Source organism: Saccharopolyspora sp. 7B (genome assembly GCF_020177435.1).
Taxonomy (GTDB): domain Bacteria; phylum Actinomycetota; class Actinomycetes; order Mycobacteriales; family Pseudonocardiaceae; genus Saccharopolyspora_C; species Saccharopolyspora_C gregorii.
The window spans coordinates 1-24841 of record NZ_JAIUKC010000010.1; the positions used below are offsets into that span (position 1 = coordinate 1).

3 protein-coding genes are annotated in these 24841 nt (G+C 71.0%); all 3 read right to left on the reverse strand.

From position 1 onward, the window contains the following. Positions 1-114: 114 nt before the first annotated feature. Positions 115-336, reverse strand: a complete 222-nt coding sequence (locus LCD33_RS01855; RefSeq protein WP_224955856.1) for an MbtH family protein — start codon at positions 334-336, stop codon at positions 115-117. Positions 337-416: 80 nt separating this feature from the next. Beyond that, positions 417-7550, reverse strand: a complete 7134-nt coding sequence (locus LCD33_RS01860) for a non-ribosomal peptide synthetase (RefSeq protein ID WP_224977451.1) — start codon at positions 7548-7550, stop codon at positions 417-419. Beyond that, positions 7547-24841, reverse strand: coding sequence for a non-ribosomal peptide synthase/polyketide synthase (locus LCD33_RS01865; RefSeq protein ID WP_224977452.1), 17295 nt, complete (start codon positions 24839-24841; stop codon positions 7547-7549). The genes LCD33_RS01860 and LCD33_RS01865 overlap by 4 nt, the downstream gene beginning before the upstream one ends.

Consider the following 24841-nt stretch of genomic DNA (forward strand, 5'->3'; position numbering starts at 1 on the left):
CGCCGGTGGGTGTCGGCGGGGTGGTGTGGTTTTGTTCTCGATGCTCTGGTTCTTTCCGTGTGGGTCTGTGTGCGCGGACAGCCCCCCCCCCCCCCCCCCCCCCCCCCCGACAGGTCAGAGACGGACGCCTTCCATTTCTCGAATCAGGCTCTTCGGTCGCATGTCAGTCCAGTTCTCGTTGACGTAGTCCACGGCTGATTGGCGATCGGTCTCCTCGAGCGCGACGGTCCATCCGGCCGGGGCCTCGGCGAACGCCGGCCACAGCGAGTGCTGGCCCTCGTCGTTCACCAGAACCAGATACGTGCCGTCGGGGTCCTCGAACGGGTTGGTGCTCATGATGTTCTCCTCTCCGGTCATGCGTTGGTCGTGCGTTGGTCGTGCTTCGCGGTGTCGTGGTCGAGGCCGGAATCCTGGGCTCACAGCAGGTCGTCCAGGACGCCGCCGATGCGGGCGATCGCGTCCGGATCGGTGAGCATCCCGTCGTGGGTGGCGTCCACGCCGTGATCCAGCACCGTTCCCGTCACGTACGGCCGCCAGGCGGCGGAGGTGAGCGGATCACCTCGATCCCCGTCCACTGCGGTCCGATCGTGGGTGCGCCGGAGTGCGGTGAAGCTCACCAGATCACCGTCGAAACGCGCGGGCTCGAAGCTCTCCATGAGCCTGCAGTTGTCCACGAAGACCCTCATGCACGCCTTCAACCCGTCGGTGCCCAGTGCCGCCAGCCTGCTGTTCTGCTCGTCGAGGTAGTCCGCGTACCGGGTGAGCACCGCGTCCTGGTCGCCCTCGAACTCGGCACCGTCGAAGTCGAAGCCGGCATCAGCCAGGAGCGAGCCCACGATCTCCGCGTCCGTACGATCGACGATGGTCCGCCCCTCGTCCGGGAACGAGTCCACCGTCACCACGTGGCTGACCCGCTCGCCCTGCTCCTGCAGCAGCGTCGCCATCGCGTGCACGACGAGGCCGCCGAAGGACCACCCGAGCAGCCGGTACGGACCCCGCGGTTGGACTCGCCGGACCTCCCGCACGTAGTCGGCGGCCATCTCCCCGATGGAACCCGGGGTCGCGTCGGCGTTTCGCAGCCCCCGGGCCTGGATGCCGTAGAGCGGCTGGTCTGCGGACAGGTGCGCCATCAGCCCCGCGTACGACCAGCTCGTCCCGGAACCAGGGTGCACGCAGAACAGCGGTGGCCTGTTCCCCCTCGGCCGCAGCGGGAGCAGGCATTCGAACGGGTCCCGGGTGGTGTCCGATCCCAGTTCCTCGGCGAGCATGGCAACGGTGGGCGACTCGAACACCGAGCGCACCGACAGCTCCACACCGAACGCGGCACGAACCCGATTCACCAACTGCGTGGCGAGGAACGAGTGTCCTCCCGACCTGAAGAAGTCGTCGTGGACGCCGATCGACGGCAAGCCCAGCAGCTCCTCGAACAGACCGCACAGGACTTCCTCCTCCGGTGTGCGAGGCGCGACCTCGTCAGTGCCGAGGCACGGTTCCGGGAGTGCGGATCGGTCGAGCTTCCCGTTGGCGGTCAGGGGGAACGCGTCGAGCGGCACGAACGCTGACGGCACCATGTATTCCGGCAGCACCGTCCCGACGTGCTTGCCGAGGGCCTCCGGGTCCACGCTGCGCCCGTCGTGGAGCACCACGTAGCAGACCAGGCGGAGATCTCGGGGCGGGTACTCCCGCGCGAGGACGACGGCCGTCCGCACCGCCGGGTGGCTGGTCACCGCGGACTCGACTTCGCCGAGTTCGATGCGGAAACCTCGGACCTTCACCTGGAAGTCCGCCCGGCCCACGAACCGGAGTTGCCCCTCCCGCGTCCACCGCACCAGATCACCGGTGCGGTACATGCGGGAACCAGCCGCTCCGAACACGTCGGCGACGAACCGTTCCGCCGTCATGTCCGGGCGGTTCAGGTACCCGCGCCCGACTCCCGACCCCGCGATGTACAGCTCTCCCACCGCACCCACGGCGACCGGTACGAGCTGGTCATCGAGCACGTACAACCGGGCGTCGCGGATCGCACCGCCGATCGGCGGTGCGCTCGGCCAGACCTCGGCGTTCCCGTCCAGCACGCATCCCGTCATCACGTGCGTCTCGGTCGGCCCGTACTGGTTGTGCATCCGCCGGCCGGGTACGCGAGCGTGGAAATCACGAATCGCGTCGCTGGGCACGAGCGCTTCCCCGGACTGCACGATGTCGCACAGCGCGGGAAGGTCGCGGTCCTGGTCGAGAGCGGCCTCGGCGACGGCCTGCACCACCAGGTTCGGTACGAACAGTTCCTCGATGCGGTGTTCGTCCAGCCAGCCGACCAGCCGTTCGGAGTCGCGACGCACGTCCTCCGGGCACTCCACGAGCGTCTTGCCGAAGAGCGTCGCGGAGAAGATCTCCTGCACCGACACGTCGAAACCGATGGGAGCGAACTGCGCCGTCACCTTGGGCTCGCCGGGGTCCCGTGGCAGCACGGTGTCCTGCCACGACACGAGGTTCACGACCGTGCCCGCCCGCTGCACGACGGCTTTGGGGCGACCGGTCGAGCCGGACGTGTAGATCACGTACAGCGGGTGATCGGCCAGCAGCGGTGCGTGCCGCTCGGCGTCCGCCAGGTCCGCCGACGTCTGCGCGGCGACGTGTTCCCGCAGCGCGGGGTCGTCCAAGCACAACGTCTCCCCGACGACGCCCGCGAAGCGCTCCCCCTGGTCGCTGTTCGTCAGCAGCACTGCGGGTTCGGCGTCGTTCAGGACGAACCGAATGCGCTCGTCCGGGTGCGAGACGTCGATCGGGACGTACGCGGCACCGGATTTCACCACCGCCCAGACCGTGACGACGAAGTCGATCGACCTGGGGAGCAGTACCGCCACGTACGACTCGGCACCCACTCCGCGTTCCACGAGGACTCGCGCGAGGCGATTCGCCCGCGCGCTGAGTTCCGCGTAGGTGACGGCATCCGAGCCGTGGACGACCGCTCGGCGTCGCGGTGTCGCCCTGACCTGCTCTTCGAACACGGCGGGCAGGTTCCGCCACGGCAACGCGCTCCCGGTGTCGTTGAAGGTACCGACGACCAGCTCGCGATCCTCCGGCGACAGCACGTCCACCCGGTCGACCCGCACCGCCGGGTTCGCCACCACGGTGCGCAGCAGCCGCACCAGGCGCTCGCTCAGCGCCTGTGCGGTGGACCGATCGAAGAGGTCGGCGCTGTACTCGACCGACGCCTGCATCCCCGCCGGGGAACCATCCTCACCGCGACTTTCGGCGAAGAACCAGAACAGGTCGAACTTGGCCGTGGGCTTGATGATCGGCTGCGTGCGGACCGCCAGCTCAGCCGACCGGTCCGGCGCGCCTTCCACGACCACCTGTTCGTTGTTGTTCAGCGTGAGCTGCACTTGGTACAGCGGGTGGCGAGCCAGTGAGCGATCCGGGTTGAGCAGCTCCACGAGCCGCTCGAACGGCAGTTCCTGGTGCTCGTAGGCCGCCAGGTCGGTCTCCCGGACGCGGTCCAGCAACTCGCGGAAAGTGGGATCGCCCGTGAGGTCGGTGCGCAGCACCAGCGAGTTCACGAAGAAGCCGACCACGTCGTCCACGGCGTCGTCGGTACGGCCCGCGATGGGTGTTCCGATCGGGATGTCCCGGCCCGCGCCCAGCCTGCTGAGGACGGCCGCCAGTCCTGCCTGCAACACCATGAACAACGTCGAACGGGTGTCCCGGGCCAACTTGAGCAATGCCGCGTGCAGGTCGGCGGGAACGTCGAACAGGACCATCCCGGCTTCCTGCGAGGACACCGCCGGCCGGGATCGGTCCGTGGGCAACTCCAGTTCCTGCGGAAGGCCGTCCAACGCCTCCGCCCAGTACGCGAGCTGGCTGCTCAGCTCGCTGTCCGGATCGTGCTCGGAACCGAGGATGTCCCGCTGCCACAGCGCGTAGTCCGCGTACTGGACCGGTAGCGGAGTCCACTGCGGGCTCACGTGTTCCCGCCGCGCGTCGTAAGCGACGCTGAGGTCCCGCCGCAGCAACGGCATGGACCACCCGTCACCGCAGATGTGGTGCAACAGCAGGAGCAGGACGTGGTCACCGGAATCCACAGCGAACAGCAACGCTCGCAGCGGGGGCTCCGCGGCGAGGTCGAACCGGTGCCGCACGGCGTCGGTGAGCCGGTCCTCCAGCTCGGCCTCGGTCGTGTTCACGACGTCGAGCGCGACGGTCGCGTCCTCGCGCACGACCTGGTACGGGCCTTCGTCGTCCTCGCCGAAGACCGTCCGCAGCGGCTCGTGGCGTGCGACCACGTCGCACAGCGCTTCGCGGAGCGCGTCCCGGTCCAGCCGGCCGGACAACCGCAAGGCTGCCGGGATGTTGTACGTCGGCTGGGGACCTTCCACCCGATGCAAGAACCACAGCCGCTGCTGGGCGAACGACAACGGAATCCGGGACGGCCTCGGCGTCGCGGGAGTCACGCCACCGCGCCGGGAACCGGCCCGAGCGAGGGCGGCGGACAGGCTCGCGACCGTCGGATGGTCGAACACCGACCGCACCGGCACTTCCCGGTGCAAGGTGGACCGGATGCGGCTCACCAGCCGGGTGGCCAGCAACGAGTTTCCGCCCAGGTCGAACAGGTGGTCGTCGATCCCCACCGAGCGCAGGCCGAGGATCTCCGCGAACAGCTCGCAGAGGATCTCCTCACGCGGTCCCCTCGGTCCGCGCTGGACCTCGGCCACCGCGGCGTCGACGTCCGGCAAGGCCGCCTTGTCGACCTTCCCGCCGGGCGTTCGGGGTATCTCCGGCACGGCGTGGACCGCGTTCGGCACCAGGTAGCGAGGCAGGACTTCGGTGATCGCGGCGCGCAACGCCGCCGTGTCGAGGTCGTCGGAACCCGCGACGTAGGCGACGAGCCGCTTCTCCCCGTCGGTGCGGAGGACGACCACGCAGTCCCGCACCCCGGGCTGCCCGGCGAGCACGGTTTCGATTTCCCCGGGTTCGACGCGGAAACCACGCAGCTTGAACTGCTCGTCCGACCGCCCCACGAACTCGAGCGCTCCGTCCCGGTTGCGGCGCACCAGGTCCCCGGTTCGGTACATCCGCGACCCGGCCGGTCCGAACGGGTTCGCCACGAAGCGCTGCCCGGTCGGTCCGGCCTGGCCTAGGTAGCCGCGTGCCAGCCCCGCACCGGCGAGGTACAGCTCCCCCGCCATACCGGGGGCGACCGGATGCAGGTCCCGGTCGAGGACGTACAGCGAGGTGCCGTCCATCGGCGCACCGATCGGCACCACCTCGCCGACCTCCTCGGCGGTTCGCACCGGCTGGTGGGTAGCGTTCACGGTGATCTCGGTCGGGCCGTACAGGTTGGTGACGGTCAGGCCGGGTGAGCGCTCCAGCACCCGCCGGAACGACCGTGCGGACGCGGCGTCACCTCCGGTCGTCACCTCCCGCAAGGTCGACAGCAGCGCGGGCTGCTCGTCGGCGATCAGGGTGAACAGTGCGGTGGTCAGCAGCGCGCCGGTCACCTCGTGCCGGACGACCAGCTCGTGCAGGCCCGCGAGATCCACCTCGCCGTCGGGCACGACGACGATCCGCTTGCCGTTGAGCAGCGGCACCCACAGCTCGTAGGTGGACGCGTCGAACGCCAGGGCCGCGGTCATCAGGACGCGGTCGTGCGCTCCAGTCCGCCAGCGCTGGTCGTGCGCCAACTCGGCGACGCCACGGTGCGTGATCCCGACGCCCTTGGGCACTCCCGTCGAGCCCGAGGTGAACATGACGTAGGCGAGCTGGTCCGGGGCGATCGCGACCTCCGGCGCGTGTTCGGGCATCCCGGCGACGGTCTCGTCGGAGTCGACGACGAGCGTTCGCAGCCCCAGCTCCGCCGCTTCCTCCTGGTAGCGCCGGTCGGTGAGGACGATCCGGGCTCCGACTTCCCGCGCCATCCGCCGACGCCGCCCCGTGGGGAACGAACGGTGCAGCGGGACGTAGGCACCGCCGGACCCGAGCACGCCGAGAACCGCCGTCACGGTGTGCGGTGCGCGCTCCATCAGGATGAGCACCCGCTCCTCGGGCTCGACGCCCTCGGCCAGCAGCCGGTGGCCGAGCCGGTGCGCACGGGCCACCAGCTCGCGGTAGGTGGTGTCGCCGCTGGCGCCGGAGACGGCGACCGCGTCCGGTGTCCTGCCGGCATGGTCGCGGACGAGATCGGGGAGGGAGCGGAGCTCGACCGGCCCGGGAACGCCGTGCGTTCCGGCTGCCACCGCCTCCGGCGCGCCGAGGGTGCCCACCGGGCGGTCCGGGTCGGTCGCGATGTCGGTGATCAGGCGTGCCACCCGATCCAGCACGTCCTGAGCCGTGGCGCGGTCGAACACGTCGGGCCGGTAGTCCAGGCGCAACCGGATCCGCTCACCGGGCGCACCGACGAGGGTCATCGGGTAGTGGCTGGCGTCCACTCCGTCCACTGCGGACACACGTAGGCGGTCGCCGGGGCCGTCAGCGGCCGGCGCGCTACCCGACGGGTAGTTCTCGAACACCACCAGCGTGTCGAACAACCCGCGCCCGCCTGCCGCGACCAGGCGCTGGATCTCGGCGAGGCCGAGGTGGTGGTACGGCATCAGCCTGGTCTGCTCGTTCTGGAGACCGTGCAGGAACTCGGTGGCGGTCTGCCCCGGCCTGACTCGCGCCCGCAGGGGCACGGTGTTGATGAACAGGCCGAGCATGTCCTCGACCCCGACGAGGTCAGAGGGTCTCCCGGACACCGTGATCCCCGCCGTGACGTCCCCTCGGCCGGTCAGCCGCGACACGACGCACGACCACGCGCCTTGCAGGACGGTGTTCAGGGTGAGTCCTTCGTCCCTGGTCCACGTGGTGAGCGCCGCCGTGACCTGCGCCGGCAGCGAGACTCCCAGCTTGCACGGGACCGTGGACGCGGGGTCCGCGTCGGGCGCGACGAGCGTGGCGCCGTCGATGCCGGCGAGGTGCTCCCGCCAGGCTCTGCGCGCCTCGTCCCGGTCTTGGGCGGCGAGCCAGCCGAGGTAGTCCTTGTACGGCCGTACGCGCGGCAATCCGTCCACGTCGCCGTTGCTCGCGTACAGCGCGAGGAGTTCCTTCCACAGCAACGGCATCGACCAGCCGTCGAGCAGGATGTGGTGGAACGTCAGGATGAATCGATGCCGCCGCTCCCCCTCGCGGATGAGCGTGAACCGCAGCACGGGCGGTGCGGTGAGGTCCAGCCGCCGCGCCCGCTCCTCGGCGACGGTGCGATCGGCGGCCTCGGCGCGCTCCCCGTCCGGCAGGTCACCGAGGTCGACCTCGCGCCACGGCAGTTCCACGCTCTTCGGGATGAGCTGCACCGGACGGTTCACGCCCTGGTAGCGGAACGCGGCTCGCAGGTTGTCGTGACGCCGCAACAGGCCGTCCGCGGCGGCGCGCAGCGCGACGCGGTCGAGGGGTCCCTCCAGGTCCAACACCAGTTGCACCGCGTAGAGGTCCGGCCCCGCCTCGTCGTAGACGTGGTGGAAGAAGATCCCCTCCTGCAACGGGGACAACGGCAGGATGTCCTGAAGGCCGGACCGGCTCATTCCGCGTTCCTCCACTCGGCTTCCAGCATGTCGATCTCGCTCTGGCTCAACTCCGCCAGTGCGACGTCGGACGGGGTGTGCCCGCCCCCGTCCGGGGCGTGCGCGTGTTCCACGAGCGCCCGCAACGCCTGGCCGAACAGGTCCGCGAGTTCCACGACCTCGCCCTCGTCGAGCAGGGCACGTGGCCACACCCAGTTCGTCTCCAGCTTCGGCCCGTCGGCCCCGTCCCTGGTGACGGTGGCGACCTCCAGCAGGTGGGGCAGCACCATGTCCTGGTCCTGGCCGCCGATACCGGAAAGATCTCCCAACAGGGACCAGGCCGCGCTCGGCCCGGATGCCTCGGACTCGGAGGAACGGCCCAGGTAGTTGAAACCGACTTGCGCCTGTGGGCAGCCGGCGAGGACGGTCGCGCCTCGCTCGTCCAGGTAGCGCAGCGCGCCGTATCCCAGGCCGTGGTCCGGGACGGCGCGCAGCCGTTCCTTGACCTGCCGCAGCACCTGCCCCGCGGCAGGGCCGCCCGCCATCGCCTCGACGCGGTCGACCGCACCGGTGTCGAGCAGGACGGGATGCATGTTGGCGAACCAGCCCATCGTGCGGGACACGTCGACACCGCCGAGGATCTCCTCCTCCCGGCCGTGGTTCTCCAGGTCGACCAGGACACCGGCGGCGCGGCCTCGCCGCCATTGGGCCAGCGCCATCGTCAGGGCCGCGAGCAGGACGTCGTTCACGCCCGCGTGGAACGCCTCCGGAGCCGTGGTCAACACCGCCTCGGTGACCTCCCGCGGCACTTGCCTGGACACCCGAGCGCAGTCGGCGTTCGTCCGGCCCACTGAATCGGCGTCCACTTCGAACAACGGGCTGCTCTCGGCATGCAGGCCCGCCCAGTAGGCGAGTTCCGGCTCCCGGCCCGGCGAACGGGCCCAGTCACGCAGCCGCAACGCCCACTGCCGGAACGAGGTGCGCACGGGCTGGAGCTCGACCGGCCGGGCGTCGTGCAGGCACTGGTACGCCTCGGCCAGATCCGGCACGAGTGCCGCCCACGACACCGGATCCACGGCGAGGTGGTGCGCGACGACGAGGATCGTCGCGGGTTCGCCTCCTCCTGCCGGGAAGTGCACCACTTGCAGGAGGCTCCCGGTCGCCAGGTCGAGCCGTTCCCGCGCCGAGGCGGCGTGGTCGGCCATGAGCCGCAGCCGGTCTCGGCCCTGCGACCGGGACACGTCGATGGTGCGGACCCGGTCGTCCGCCCGCACGGTTCCCGGCTCCACGACGTGCAGAGCCCAGCGCGAGCCGGCCCCGCGCCCGGTGTCGGCCGGGTCGAAGTCGACGCGCATCCGCAATGCGTCGTGGTGGTCGAGCACCGCCTGCACCGCCGAGACGAGCGTGTCGTGCTCGGTGTTCTCGGGAGCCCGCAGCACCTTCCACTGGTTGAGCCGGTCCACCGGCCCGCCCATCTCGGCGAACCAGTGCAGCACCGGGGTCAGTGGGACCTCGCCCACCCCGTTGGTGTCGGCGAGATCGGGCGCGCTCTCCTCGAACCGCGCCACCCGCGCCAGCCCCGCGACCGACTTGTGCTCGAAGACGTCCTTGGCGGTGAACACCAGTCCGACGCGGCGCGCACGGCCGGCGAGCTGGATGGACATGATGCTGTCCCCGCCCAACGCGAAGAATCCGTCGTCGATGCCCACGGACTCCAGTCCGAGAACGTCCGCGAACAGCTCGCACAGCACCTTTTCGCGCTCGTCCCTCGGCGCTCGCCCGGTCACCACGGCCTCGGCGACCGGCTCCGGCAGCGCGCGGTGGTCGATCTTGCCGTTGGGGGTGAACGGCAGTGCGTCGAGGCGGACGATCGCGGCCGGGACCATGTACTCCGGCAGTGCGGCGGCCACGTGCGCACGCAGCGCTTCCCCGTCCACGCCGGTCCCGGCGGCCGTCGGCACCACGTAGCTCACGAGGCGTTTGTCCCCCGGACGGTCCTGCCTGAGCAGCGTCACGCCCTGCGCCACGGCGGGATGTCGTTGCAGTACCGCGTCGATCTCGCCGAGTTCGACGCGGAAGCCGCGGATCTTCACCTGGTGGTCGACCCGGCCGACGAACTCCACGTCACCACGTGCGTTCCAGCGCACCAGGTCGCCGGTGCGGTACATCCGCTCGCCCGGGGCTCCGAAGGGGTCGGCCACGAACCGCTCGGCCGTGAGGACGCGGCGGCCCAGGTACCCCCGGCCGACACCGCTGCCAGCGAGGTACGCCTCGCCGAGGACACCGCGCGGCACCGGGTTGAGCGCCGCGTCCAGCACGTACAGCCGGTCGTCCGGGATGGCCCGGCCGGCGTCGGGCTGCTCGGCACCGGTGAGCGGTTCGCTCATCGTGGTGAGCACGGTCGACTCGGTGGCACCGTAGACGTTGACCAGCCGGCGTCCCGCACGATGCCAGCGCGCCGCGAGTTCAGCCGAGAACGCCTCGCCGCCGACCAGCACTCCGCGCAGGCTCGGCACGTCCAGGGGGTCGAGGGTGGCGAGCAGCGCCGGTGGTGCCGCCAGGTGCGTGACACCGTGCGCTCGGACGAACTCGGCGAGTTCGTCACCCCCGACGACGCTGTCCCGCGGTCCGAGCACCATCGTCGTCCCGCTCAGAAGGGTCATGACGAAGTCGCCGAGAGCCGCGTCGAAGTTCGGCGACACCAGCTGGAGCACGCGGCTCGTGCTGTCGAGGCCGAGTTTGTCGACGTGTCCGGCCGCCAGACCCGCGAGGCCGTGGTGATCCACCTGGACGCCTTTGGGCCGACCAGTCGAACCGGACGTGTACACGACGTAGGCCACTGCGGACAGCTGAAGCGGCGAGATCCTGTCGCCGTCGTCCACGTCGTGGTCAGGACACGCACGAATCGCAGCACGAACCGTCTCGTCGTCGACCAGCAACCGAGCGACGCCCTGGTGAGGAAGCGATTCCTCCAGGTGCCGCGCCGTGATCACCAGCGACGGTCGCGCGTCACCGAGCATGAACTCGATACGATCCGCCGGGTAGTTCGGATCGACCGGCAGGTAGGCCGCTCCCGCCTTCTGCACTGCGAGCAGGGCGACGACGAGTTCCTCGCCACGCGGCAAGGCGACCGCCACCACCCGCTCAGGACCGACGCCGAGCGAGATCAGGTACCGAGCCCACCGGTTGGCGCGGGCGTTGAGTTCCGCGAAGTGGATCTCCCAGCCCTCGGCCACCACGGCGGGGTGGTGCGGCGTCCGGTCGCACTGGCGCTCGAACAGCGTGGCCCACGTTCCCGGTTCGGCGTCGCCGCTGCCCGTCGCCACCAGTGCCGCGCGCTCGGAAGCCGCGAGCAGCTCCGCCTGCCGTACCCGGCGGGACGGATCCTCGACCAGCGAGGCCAGCAACCGCCGGAACCACTCGCCGAGTCGTCGCGCCGTGGCGGCGTCGAACAGGTCGGCGCTGAACTGCACCGTGCAGTCGAGCCCACCCGCGCGTCCGTCTCGGTCACGGGGCCGCTCACCGAAACCGAACAGCAGGTCGAAGTTCGCGACTCCGGTGTCCAGCGGGTACGAGGTGACGTCCAGCTCCGCGACGCCTCCGACTCCGCCGGCGCCTCCGCCGGGAACAGCAGCGGCGTCGTTGAGCGAGAGCATCACCTGGAACAGCGGATGCTTGGCCAGTGACCGATCCGGTGCCAGCAGGTCCACCAGTCGCTCGAACGGCACGTCCTGGTGGGCGTAGGCCTCCAGGTCGGTGCGGCGGACCCGCGCCAGCAGTTCCGCGAAGGTGGGCGTTCCGGACACGTCGGTCCGCAGCACCAGCGTGTTGACGAAGAAGCCGACCAGGTTCTCGGTCGCCGCGTCGGTCCGGCCCGCGACCGTCGTGCCCAGCGGGATGTCGTCGCCCGCGCCCAGTCGGTGCAGCAGCGCTGCCAACGTCGCCTGCAACACCATGAACACGCTCACCGCGTGCTCCCTGGCGACCTGCACGATCCGGGCGTGCAGGTCCGGGGGGACCTCGAAGGTGGTCCGACCACCCTGGTAAGACGACGAGGAGGGGCGGGGACGGTCCACCGGCAGGCTGATCTCGGTGGGCAGGTCGGCCAACGAGGACGTCCAGTAGTCCAGTTGAACGGCCAGTGGACTGTGCGGGTCGTCCTCGGCACCGAGCACCTCGCGCTGCCACAGCGCGTAATCCGCGTACTGCACGGACAGCTCAGGCCACTGTGGACTCTCGGCGGCCCGCCGGGCGCGGTACGCGGTGGTGAGATCGCGAACCAGGACCGGAACCGACCAGCCGTCGGCGGCGATGTGGTGCAGGGACAAGAGAAGCACGTGCTCGTCGTCCCGGCCGTCGATCTCGAACAGCACGCCGCGCACCGGTAGCTCGCCGGCGAGGTCGAAGCCCTGACGCGCCGCCTCCGTGACGTCTCCGGCGAGTCCGGCCTCGCTCGTCGCCACGACCTTCCAGGGTGGACGAACGATGTCGACGACCACCTGGTGGGGACCCTCCGCGTCCTCCACGAACACCGTCCGCAGCACCTCGTGCCGGGCCAGCACGTCCGCGAACGCCGCCGCGAGCGCGTCGCGATCGAGCCTGCCGGTCAGCCGGAGCGCCAGCGGCATGTTGTACGCCGCGTTGCCGCCCTGGAACCGGTTGACGAACCAGAGCCTGCGCTGCCCGAACGACAGCGGCAGCAGCCCGGGTCGGGAAGCCCTGCGCAGCGGGGTGCGCGCCCGGTCGGCGTCGCGCAGCGCCAGAGCGAGCCCCGCGACCGTCGGCGTGTCGAACACCTGCCGGACCGCGATCTCCGCACCGAAGGCGGCACGGATCCGGCCCGCCAGCGTGGTGGCGAGCAGCGAATGGCCGCCGCGCGCGAAGAAGTCGTCGTCGATGCCGACCGCACCGACGCCGAGCACGTCGGCGAACAACTCGCAGAGGATCTCCTCCTGCGGTCCGCGCGGAGACCCGCCGCCGGTACCGCCGTCCTCCGGTGCCGGCAGTGCGCGGCGGTCGAGTTTCCCATTGGGTGTCAGGGGAAGCTCGTCCATCAGGACGAACGCCGACGGCACTTGGTACTCCGGGAGGAGCGCCGCGAGGTGTTCGCGGACCGAGTCCACCCCCAGCGCCTCGCCGGCCGGCACGAGGTACGCCACGAGCCGGGCGCTTCCGGGCTGGTCCTCCCGCACGACGACGGCACTGCGCTCCACGGCGGGGTGCGCGGTGAGCGCCGCCTCGACCTCTCCCGGCTCGACGCGGAACCCGCGCAGTTTGACCTGGTCGTCGGCACGACCCAGGAAGTCCAGCGCTCCGTCCCGGTTCCACCGGACCAGATCCCCGGTTCGGTACATCCGCGCGCCGGGGGCACCGAACGGGCAGGCGATGAAACGCTCGGCGGTGCCCGCCGCACGGGCCAGATAGCCCCGGGCCAACCCGGAACCGGCGACGTACAGTTCCCCCGGCATTCCGGCCGGAACGGGTCGAAGCCGGCGATCCAGGACGAAAACGCTGGTGCCGAGCACCGGCCGCCCGATCGTCGGATGCTCGCCCACCGCGAGCGGTGCGCTCATCGTCGCGGCGACGGTGACCTCGGTCGGCCCGTAGGCATCGATCACGCGGCGGCCACCGGTCGCCCACCGGGACGCGAGTTCCGCCGTGACGGCCTCGCCTCCGATCACCACGCACCGCACGGCCGGAACCTCCTGCTCCGCGACCGTGTCGAGGAGCGAGGCGGACAGCATCACGTGGGAGGCGCGCCGTTTCACGAGTTCGGCGGCCAGCTCCGACCCGACGAGCCGACCGGGCGGTGGTGCCAGCACGAGTGCGGCACCCACCGACAGGGTCATCACGATATCGGCCACCGACACGTCGAACTGCGGCGACACGACCTGGAGCACCCGGCTCCGCGGCTCCAGGGCGAGCCCGTCCCGGTGGGTCGTCGCGAGTGCGGCCAGACCAGCATGGCTGACGGCCACGCCCTTCGGCTGCCCGGTGGAGCCGGAGGTGTAGATGATGTAAGCGAGGTTCGCCGGCGCCACCTCGGACTCGACCGGCGGGGCCGCCGCCTCCTCGTCGGTGCCGGGCACCAGGACCGCAGCGTCGACGCTGGATTCCAGGTCGGCCCGCGTCGCCGCGTCCGTCACGAACACGCGGGGCCGCGCCTCGGCGACGATCGCCCGGGTGCGCTCGGCAGGCGCGTCGGCTGCCAGCGGGAGGTACACCGCACCGAGCTTGAACACGGCCAGGACCGCCTCGATCCACTCGTACGAGCGGGGCAGCACGACCGCGACCACCTGCTCCGGTCCAGCGCCGTAAGCCGCCAGCCGGTGCGCGAGGGCGTTGGCCCGCCGGTCGAGTTCCGCGTACGACAGGCTGGTTCCGCTCTGCGCGCACTCCACCGCGATGGCGTCCGGTGTGGTCCGGACGACCTCGTGGAAACCGTCCGTCCAGCGGGTCTCCGGGTGCGGGCCGCCGCGGTTGTCGCCTCGCACGAGCCGCGCCAGTTCCGCTGGGGCGACCAATTCGGTGCCGGAGAGCGGACTGTCCGGTTGCCGCGTCGCCGCGTCGAGCAGCCGCACGAGCCGGTCGACGACGTCCTCGGCCGTCCGGCGGTCGAACAGCTCGACGTCGTACTCCAGCGAGCCGCGCAGGCGCTCCACCACACCGCTGGCGGCACGGCGTTCCCGCAACGAGAACGCCAGGTCCACCTTCGCCGTGGCCGTGCCGACCGGACGGGCGCTGACCCGCACGCCGCCCCACTCGTGCACGTCCTCGTCCACGGCCGCGCGATCGCTGTCGAAGGTCAGCGAGACCTGGAACAGCGGGTTCCTCGACCGGGAACGCTGTGGGCGCAGCACCTCCACCAACCGGTCGAACGGGACGGCCTGATGAGCGTAGGCGGCGAGGTCGGTGTCCCGGACCTGGCGGACGAGTTCGGTGAACGTCGGGTCCCGGCTCAGGTCGGCGCGGAGGACGAGCGTGTTGACGAAGAACCCGACGAGCCGGTCCACAGCCTCATCCCGGCGGCCTTCGATCGGCACTCCGAGCGCGACGTCCTCCCCCGCGCCCCACCGCGACAGCAGCGCCGACAACCCTGCCTGGATCACCATGAACACGCTCGCCCCGACCTGCCGTGCGAAGGCGTCCATGCGCGCGTGCAGGTCGGCCGGGACGTCGAACGCGACGACGTCGCCCCGGTGGGCGGGGCTAGCCGGGCGGGAGCGGTCGGGCGTGACGGTGCACTCCTCCGGCAGACCGGCGAGCGCTGTGGTCCAGTAGTCGATCTGGTCGGCGAGCGGGCCGTCCTGGTCGGTGGTGCCGAGCGTCCGCTCCTCCCACAGAGCCACGTCGGCGTACTGCACCGGCAACGACGGCCACGCCGGCTCGGTGCCCGAACAGCGTGCCTCGTAGGCCGAGCGGAGATCCTCGGCGAGGACCGGCAACGACCAGCCGTCGGCGGCGATGTGATGCAGGAGGACGAGGAGCACGTGCCGTTCGACGCCCACCCGGACGAGCCACGTCCTGATCGGCGGCTCGGCGGCGAGGTCGAACGGGTGGGCGACGAGGCCGGTCAGCGTGGCGTCCAGCTCGTCCTCGTCCACCACGATCCGCGGAGGACCGATGTGGACCTCATCGGCTTCGAGCAGGACCTGGTGCGGTCCCCGGGAATCCTCGGCGATCACCGTCCGCAGCGTCTCGTGGCGACGCACGACGTCGGCCAGCGCCGCACGCAGGGCGGACTCGTCCAGGCTTCCCGACAGCTCCAGCGCGAGCGGAAGGTGGTAGCTCGGGTTGGGTCCTTCCATCCGGTCCAGCAGCCAGAGCCGGCGCTGCACCATCGACAGCGGAACCCGCCGCGGCCGGGGGGTGGCTCTGGTGACGGGCGCGCGTGCGACACCAGCGCCGTCGAGGGTTCGGGCCAGCCCGGCCACGGTCGGCTGCTCGAAGACCTGCCGGATCGCGACCTCCACGCCCAGCGCGCCGCGAATGCGGTTGACCAGCCGCGTCGCGAGCAGCGAATGCCCACCCAGCGCGAAGAAGCTGTCCTCGACACCGACGTGCGGGACGCCGAGCACGTCGGCGAACAGCGAGCAGAGCACGTCCTCCCGTGCTCCGCGAGTGCCGCGGGCCGGCCGGGACGAGGACGCGTACTCCGGAGCAGGAAGCACCGCGCGATCGAGTTTTCCGTTGGTGGTCAACGGGATCTCGTCCACGCGAACGAACGCCGAAGGCACCATGTACTCCGGCAGCGTCGACGCCACGTGCGAGCGCAACTCCGCCACGTCCAGGCTCGCCCTCGCGACGACGTAGGCGACCAGCCGCGGGTCACCCGCGCGGTCCTCGCGAACGAGGGCGGCCACGCGTTCGACCGCCGGATGGGTTCGCACCGCCGCCAGCACCTCGCCGAGCTCGACGCGGTGTCCCCGCACTGCGACCTGGTCGTCGGCGCGTCCGACGTAGACCAGGTCGCCGTCGCTGGTGCGTCGCACGAGGTCTCCCGTGCGGTACATCCGCTCGCCCGGCTCGCCGAACGGGCACGCGACGAACCGCTCGGCGGTCGATCCGGGTCGACCGTGATAACCCCGCGCGAGCTGGACACCCGCCACGTACAGTTCGCCGACCACTCCGTCCGGCACCGGGGCGATCCGATCGTCCAGCACGTAGGCGCGCACGTTGCGGAACGGCCGTCCGATCGGCACGTCGCCCTCGGGTGTCGGGGTCGCCGGGTCGAGCCGGTATTCCAGGCAGTTCACCGTGAGTTCGGTCGGCCCGTAGACGTTGCGGACGGCGACCTCGGGATGCCGCGAGCGCCAGGCCGCGAGCGCGGGTCCGCGAAGCGCTTCGCCGCCGATCAGCAGCAGTTCGCTCGGGGACATGCTGTCCGGGAGCGACTCCAGCACCTCCAGGTGGCTCGGCGTCACCTTCATCAGCGTGGGACGCGCACGGTCGTCGGCCTCGTCCGCGTTCAACGACCCCAGGCGCACGCACCCACCGGCGACCAGCGGGGTGTACAGCGCGCTGACGGTGAGGTCGAAGGACACCGGTGAATGCAGCAGGGTGCTGCCGGCGGCCTCGGGATAGGCATCGCGAGCACGCTGGACGTAGGCGCCCAGCGCCCGGTGTTCCACAACGACGCCCTTCGGACGCCCCGTCGAGCCCGACGTGTAGATCACGTACGCGACGTCCCCGCCGAGCACGGTGGTCCGTCGGCCAGCTCCGAGGTTCTCGCCGTTGCGCCGCGCGAGGGCCTTGACGACCTCGGGTGCGTCCACCACGAGCCGCACCGCCGAGCCACCGGTCACGCGGGGCAGCGCGTCTGCGCAGGCCGCCGAGGTGACGAGGAGCTGCGGCGAGACGTCCCCGAGGACGTACGCGATCCGCTCGCTCGGCTGCTCCAAATCCACCGGCACGTAGCCCGCGCCGGCCTTCAGCACGCCGAGCAGCGCGACGACCAGGTCGACCGATCGCGGCAGCGCGAGGCCGACCAGGCAACCGCGCCCCACGCCCCGCTCGCTGAGCATCCGGGCGAGCCGGTTGGCCCGCGCGTTCAGGTCGGCGTAGGACAGCGTCTCCTCGTCCGATCGCACGGCGGGAGCCTGCGGGGTCCGCGCGGCCTGCTGCTCGAACAGGTCGGGAACGGTGCGGGCGGGCACGTCCTCAGCGGTGTCGTTCCAGTCCACGAGAACGCGGTGCCGCTCCGCGGGGTCCAGCAGGCGGAGATCGGCGACCGCGCGTCGCGGATCTCGCACTGCCTCCGACAGGACGCGCACGTAGCACCGGGTGATCATCTCTGCGGTCGCGCGGTCGAACAGGTCGGTGCTGAACAACAGGACGCCGTGCACTCCCGCCGGGTCGCCTTCGGCCGTCCGACGCTCCCGAAGTCCCATCGAGAGGTCGAACTTCGCCGAGCCCGTGGTGGCCGTGCGGGACGACACGGTGAGACCAGGAAGGTCCACCGCGTACTGCGGATCGTCGCGCTCGAACGTGAGCATCACCTGGAACAGCGGGTGCCGGGCCAGCGAACGACGCGGGTTGAGCACCTCGACCAAGCGCTCGTAGGGCACGTCCTGGTGGGCGTAGGCCGCGAGCGAGACCTCCCGCACCCGCGCGAGCAGTTCCGCGCAGCTCGGTCGGCCGGATAGGTCGTGCCGCAGCACCAACGAGTTCACGAACAGTCCGACCAGGTCCTCGACCGCCTCCTCCGACCGCCCGGCGACCGGTGTCCCGATCGGGATGTCGGTGCCCGCACCGAGCCGGTGCAGCGTCGCCGCGAGAGCCGCCTGCGCGACCATGAACACGCTCGCTCCGTGCGCACGGCCCCACCCTTCGAGTTCGCGGTGCAGGCCGGAGGGGATCTCGAACTCCACCTGACCACCCCGGTGCGACGGCTCCGCGCGTCGCGCCCGGTCGAACGGCAGCGGCAGTTCCTCCGGTACGCCGTCGAGTCGTGATCGCCAGTAGTCGAGCTGCGCTCCCGCGAGGCCGGCCTGCTCGCCCTCGTCTCCCAGCAGCGCGCGCTGCCACAGCACGTAATCCGAGTACTGGGCCGGAAGCGGCGACAGCCGCGGCGGCGTCCCCGCGCAGCGCGCCGCGTACGCCGCGCTGAGGTCGCGGGCCAACACCGACACCGACCACCCATCAGCGGCGATGTGGTGGACCAGCACCAGCAGGACGTGCTCGTCCCGGGCTCGTTCGAACAGCCGGACCCGCAGGGGTGGCTCGTTCTCCAGGTCGAAGCGGTGCAGCGCGTCCGCCTCGACCGCGGATTCCCACGCCGTGCCGCGTGCCTCCACGACGCGGAAGTCCACCGGCGTGGACGGTGGCAGGACGATCTGGTGCGCCCCTTCCTCGTCCTGGGCGACGACGGTGCGCAGCGACTCGTGCCTGACGGCCACATCGGACAGTGCGGCGGCCAGCGCGTCGCGGTCCAGGTTCCCCGACAGGTCCAGCACGAGCGGCAGGTTGTAGGTCGCGGAGGGTCCCCGGAGGCGGTGCAGGAACCACAGCCGTTCCTGGGCGAACGACAGTGGAACCCGGTCGGGTCGTACGGCATCCGCCGTCAGCGCGGGCCGAACCTCGTCGTCCGGGGTCAGGGCGCGCGACAGTCCTTCGACCGTCGGGTGCTCGAACACCCGACGCACCGCGACCTCCGACCCGAACGCGGTGCGGATCCGGCTCGTCAGGCGGGTCACGAGCAGTGAATGACCGCCGAGCGCGAAGAAGTCGTCGTCGATGCCGACCGATGCGACACCCAGCACCTCTGCGAACAGGGCGCAGAGCATCTCCTCCCTGGGGTTCCTCGGTCGTCGGGTCTCGGGAGCGTGCTCCGGCTCCGGTGCGGGCAGAGCCGCCCGGTCGAGCTTCCCGTTCGGCGTCAACGGAAGCGCGTCGAGCGGGATGAGGCTGACCGGAACCATGTACGCCGGCAGGTGTTGCGCCGCGTGCGCGCGGATCTCGGCCGTGGAGGCTGTGGCCACGACGTAACCGACGAGCCTTCGATCACCCGGCCGGTCCTCCCGGACCACCACGGCCGCCTGGGCGACGGCGGGATGTCTCGACAGCTCCGCGGCGATCTCCTCGGGCTCGATCCGGAAGCCCCGCAGCTTGACCTGGTCGTCGGCGCGGCCGAGGTGCTCCAGCCCGCCGCGAGCCCGCCAGCGGGCGAGATCCCCGGTGCGGTACATCCGCTCGCCCGGTCCGCCGAACGGGCATGCCACGAACCGCTCGGAGGTCAGATCCGGGCGGGCCAGATATCCCCGGGCCAGGCCCGCTCCGGCCACGTACAGCTCTCCCGGCACCCCGGGCGGGACCGGCCGCAGGTGCGCGTCGAGGACGTACACCCGGGTGTTCGCGATGGGCAGGCCGATACCCGGCTCCGGGTCGTCACCGGTCAGCATGGCCGACGTCGACCAGACCGTCGTCTCCGTCGGACCGTAGAGGTTCGTCACCGACGGCGCGTGTGCGTTCAGCGCGCGTGCGAGGTCTCCGGGCAGTGGTTCGCCACCGACCAGGACGCGCACCGAGCGCAGAGCGTCGGCGGCACCGCCGCCGACCACCTCGCGCCACAGGCTCGGTGTCGCCTGCATGACGGTGATGCCCGCCGACTCGACCAAGGCGCGGAGCCGCTCCGGGTCGCGGACGTCCTCGCGGGAAGCCAGCACGACGCGGCCACCCGACAGCAGTGGCGCGAGCAGTTCCAGTGCCGCGATGTCGAAGGCGACCGTGGTGACCGCGAGCAACCGGTCCGATGCCGACAACTCGACCGTGCGCGTCATGTCGGCCAGGAAGTTCGCCAGCGCGCGCCGTCCGACCACCACGCCCTTCGGGCGTCCGGTCGAGCCGGACGTGTGGATCACGTAGGCCGGATGATGGCCGCGTGCTCGCGTGCCCGGATCGGTCTCCGCTTCTGCTCTCAGCAGCGCTCTCGTGTCCTCCTCGTCGAGCAGCAGGACGGGTCGCCCCGAGGGGAGGTTCCGCGCCGTCTCCCGCATGGTGAGAACGCACCGGGGTTCGGTGCCGGCCAGCACCGTGCGCATCCGTCCGGCGGGATGCTCCGGGTCGAGCGGGACGTAAGCGGCTCCGGTTTTCACCACCGCGAGCATCGCCACGAGCAGACCCACGTCACGCGGCAAGGCGAGCGCGATCAACTCCTCTGGACCCGCGCCGTACCTGAGCAGGTGGTGTGCGAGCTGATTCGCGCGTGCGTCGAGTTCGGCGTAGGAGAGCACCACGTCGTCCTGCTGCACCGCGGGCGCCGTAGGGCATCGGCGTGCCCTGTCCTCGAAGAGCCCGACGATCGACTCGTCGTCCACCGGTCGAGCCGTGTCGTTCGGCTCATCGAGCAGCGCGCGGCGTTCCTGGTCGTCCAGCAGGTCGAGGGTGCTGACCCGACGGCGCGGGTCCTCGACGGCGAGGGCGAGCACTCGGACGAGCTGGCGGGCCAGCCGCTGGACCGTCTCCTGGTCGAACAGGTCGGTGCTGAACTCGATCGTACCGTCCACACCGGACGGACGCGGGCCGCCGCGGCGTCGCAGGGTGAACGCCAGGTCCACCCGGGACGTCGAGGTCGAAGCCGGGTGCGGAGTGCAGTCCAGCTCGGGCAGGTCGGGCGCGATCGCGTCACCGTCCGGCGCCAGCGCCAGCAGCACCTGGAACAGCGGGTGCCGGGACAGCGACCGCTCGGGCCGTACCGAGTCCACCACTCGTTCGAATGGAACGTCCTCGTTCGCGAACGCCGACAGGTTCGTGTGGCGCACCCGGTGGAGCACTTCCGCGAACTCGGGGTCGCCGGACAGATCCGCGCGCAGCACCAGCGTGTTCACGAAGAACCCGACGGTGTCCGCCACGGCGTCGTCGGGTCGACCGGCGACCGCCACCCCCAGCGGCAGGTCGTCGCCGGCTCCGAGCCGTGCGAGCAGGCAACCCAGCCCGGCCTGCACGACCATGAACAGGCTCGTCCCGCTGGCGCGGGCGAGATCTTCGAGTCGCTGGTGCAACGCGGCGTCCAGACCGAACCGCACGTGATCGCCGCGGAAGCTCGCCACGGCGGGCCGACGACGATCCGTGGGCAGCGCCAGCTCTGCCGGCGACCCGTCCAGTGTGGTCCGCCAGAACTCGAGCTGCTCGGCTAGCGGACTGACCGGATCGTCTTCGTCGCCGAGGAATTCCCGTTGCCAGAGCGCGTAGTCCGCGTACTGCACGGGGATCGGCGACCAGTCGGGCACCGCACCCGCACGACGCGCCGCGTACGCCCGGCCGAGGTCGCGGGCGAGCACCGTGATGGACCGACCGTCGGCCGCGACGTGGTGCGTGAGGAGGAGCAGCACGTGGTCGTCCGGTCCGAGTTCGAACAGCGTGCACCGCAGCGGGGGCTCGTGTGCGAGGTCGAAGGGCGTTGCCGACGCGGCGGCGAGGTGCTCGTCCACGTCAGCCGGATCCGCCGTCACCACCGGGAGCTCCACGTCGACGTCGTCGCGGACCACCTGGTGCGCTCCGGCGTCGTCCTCGGCGAAAACGGTGCGCAAGACCTCGTGCCTGGCGGCCAGGTCGGACAGCGCCGAGCGCAGCGCCGCCCGGTCGAGCGACCCGGACAGCCGCAGAGCCAGCGGCATGTTGTACGTCGCGTCGGGTTCGAAGCGATTGAGGAACCACAGCCGCTGCTGGCCGAACGACAGCGGCACCCGTTCAGGCCGGGGGACGGGCGTCATCACCGGTCGCGCGCGACGCGTTCGATCCAGCGCCTTGGCGAGCGCCGCCACCGTCGGGTGGTCGAAGACCTGGCGGACGGTCAGCTCGACGCCCAACGCGGCGCGGGCTTTGCTCACCAGGGCGGTCGCCAGGAGCGAATGTCCGCCCAGCCGGAAGAAGTCGTCGTCCACGCCCACCTGATCGGCACCGACGACCTCGGCGAACATGCCGCAGAGGATCTCCTCGGTCGGGCTGCTGGGCTCCCGTGCCTGCCCGTGTGCGTGCTCGGGTGCGGGAAGCGCGGCGCGGTCGACCTTCCCGTTCGGCGTCAGCGGAATCTCGTCCAGGACCACCCACTCCGACGGGACCATGTACTGCGGCAACGCCGAGCGCACGTGTTCGCGCAGGGCGTCCGGCCGGACACCCTCGTCCACCACGACGTAGGCGACGAGCCGCTGATCACCCGGGGTGTCCTCCCGGACGACCACCGTCGCCTGCTCCACGGCGGAGTTCCTCGTCAGCGCGGCTTCCACTTCGCCGAGTTCGATCCGGTGCCCGCGCACCTTGACCTGGTCGTCGACCCGGCCGAGGTAGTCCAGCTCGCCGTCACTTCGCCAGCGGACGAGGTCGCCGGTTCGGTACATGCGGTTCCCCGCGCCGCCGAACGGGTCGGCCACGAACCGTTCGGACGTCAAGCCGGCACGATGCAGATAACCGCGCGCGAGCTGCTCGCCTGCCAGGTACAGCTCACCCGGGGCACCGGGAGCCACCGGGCGCAGGGCGCCGTCGAGCACGTACGCCCGGGTGTTCCACACTGGACGTCCGATGGGAACGGGCCCGCGCGGGTCCTCCGCACCCGGTTCGAGCCGGTGCACGATCGTGCCGACCGTGGCCTCGGTGGGGCCGTATTCGTTGATCAGCGTGGTGCCGGGGTTCCTCCGCCGCCACGCTGCCGCGTTCGCACCGGTGAGCGCCTCACCACCGACGACGAGTTGGCCCGTCGGATTGACGTTGTCGGGCAGCGTGTTCAGCAGCGGGAGGTGCGCGGGTGTGGCTTTGAGGAACGTCGGCCTGCCGAGTCCCGCCACGTGCTCGGCGCTTCCGGTCAGCTCGGCGATCTCCACCTGACCACCGCAGGTCAGCGGTGCGAACAGCGACGTCACGGTGAGGTCGAAAGCCACCGACGAGTGCAGCAACGTGCGCCCGGAGACGCCGGGGTACTGGTCCCGGACGTAGCTCAGGTAGTGGCCGAGCGCGCGGTGCTCGACCACGACGCCCTTGGGGTGGCCGGTCGAACCCGAGGTGTAGATGACGTAAGCCGCGTCAGCGGGCCGCAGCTGCGCACCACGATCCCCGGCGGGGTGATCGCTGAGGTGTCCACCGACGTCGTCCCACGACACCACCCGGTCACCGATGCTCTTCGGCGCCAGGCCGGTGCCCGCCAGCACCAGCACCGGGTCCGCGTCGGCGACCAGGTGTTCGACGCGCTCGGCGGGATGCTCCGGATCGATCGGAAGGTACGCGGCTCCGGACTTGAGCACCGCGAGAAGGCAGACGAGCAGTTCCGGGCTGCGCGGGAGCAGGACCGCCACGATCGTTCCCGGACCCGCTCCCCGGTCGGTCAGCGAGTGGGACAACCGGTTGGCCCGCGCGTTGAGTTCGGCGTAGGACAGTTCGGTGTCGTCGCTGACGATCGCGGGCGCGTCCGGGGTGCTCCTCGCTTGTGCCTCGATCAACTCCGGCACCGAGACCCGGCCGACGGGGCGATCGGTGTCGTTGTGCTCGGTGAGGACCCGGTGCCGCTCCCCCGCGTCGAGCAGGTCGACGGCGCCGACGAGTTGCCGAGGATCGTCGGTGATCGCGGCCAGCACCCGCACCGTGCGGCGCAGGATCGCTTCGGCCTGCTCCCGGTCGACCAGGTCGGGACGGTGGTCCAGCTTCAGGCGCAGGGTGTGCCCCGGGCCGACGACGAGGGCGAGCGGGTAGTGCGTGGCGTCGCTGCTGCGTGCTCCGGTGAGCCCGAACTCGCGGGCGGTGGACGAATCACCCTCCCCGCTGAGGGGGTAGTTCTGGAAGGTGCACACCGTGTCGAACAGTTCGCCCACGCCGATCCAGCGCTGGATCTCCGACAAGCCGACGTGCTGGTGCGGCAACAGCACACCGTGCTCGGCCTGGACCTGTCGCAACAGTTCCACGAGGGTCTGATCGGGCCGCGTACGAACGCATCGGGGCACGGTGTTGACGAACATGCCGATCATGCGCTCCACCCCGTCCAGCTCGGGCGGGCGACCGGAGACCGTGTTGCCGACGACGACGGTGTCCCTGCCGGATTGGTGACCGACGACCAGCGCCCACGCGGTGAGGACGACGGTGTTCAAGGTCAGGCCGAGCTCCCGCGTCCGCTGGACGAGCCGTTCGGTCTCGTCCTCGGACAGCTCCGCGTGGACCTGCTCCGGCACGACCGGGTCGGTGGCGGCGGGTACGACCGCCGTGGATTCGTCGACACCGCCGAGCGCACGACGCCATGCCTGTTCGTCCGCCGCCGGGTCCTGGGCGGCGATCCATTCGAGGTAGTCCCGGTACGGCCGCGCCGGCGGCAGGGTGTCGGTCGCACCGGACTCGATCGTGAGCAGTTCGTGCACGAGGATCGGCAGCGACCACCCGTCGAGCAGGACGTGGTGGTAGGTCAGGATCAGCCGGAACCTGCCGGGGCCGAGGACGACCGCGGTGAAGCGCAGCAGCGGCGGGCTTCCGAGGTCGAAGCCTCGCGCGTGGTCCTCGGCGGCGACCCGGTCCGCTGCTGCTTCGCGCTCGTCGGCCGACGACGCTCCGCCCGTCAGATCGACCAGGTGCCACGCCGCCGGTACCGAGCGGAGGACGAGCTGCGCCCACTGGCCCGACTTGCGTTGCCGGAAGCAGCTCCGCAGGGCGGTGTGCCGGTCCAGGAGCGCCTGCGCGGCGGCGTGCAGGCATTCGATGTCGACCTGGTCTCGTTCGAACTCCAGCACGGACTGTCCGATGTAGACGTCCGTGCCGTTCGGGTCGTAGACGTGGTGGAACAGCAGGCCTTCCTGGAGCGGCGAAAGTGCGAGAATGTCTTCGATCAGTTTCGAGCGGATCAC

Coding starts and splice junctions, on each gene's coding strand:
- LCD33_RS01855 (WP_224955856.1), bottom strand. CDS start 336: ATGAGCACCAACCCGTTCGAGGACCCCGACGGCACGTATCTGGTTCTG.
- LCD33_RS01860 (WP_224977451.1), bottom strand. CDS start 7,550: ATGAGCCGGTCCGGCCTTCAGGACATCCTGCCGTTGTCCCCGTTGCAG.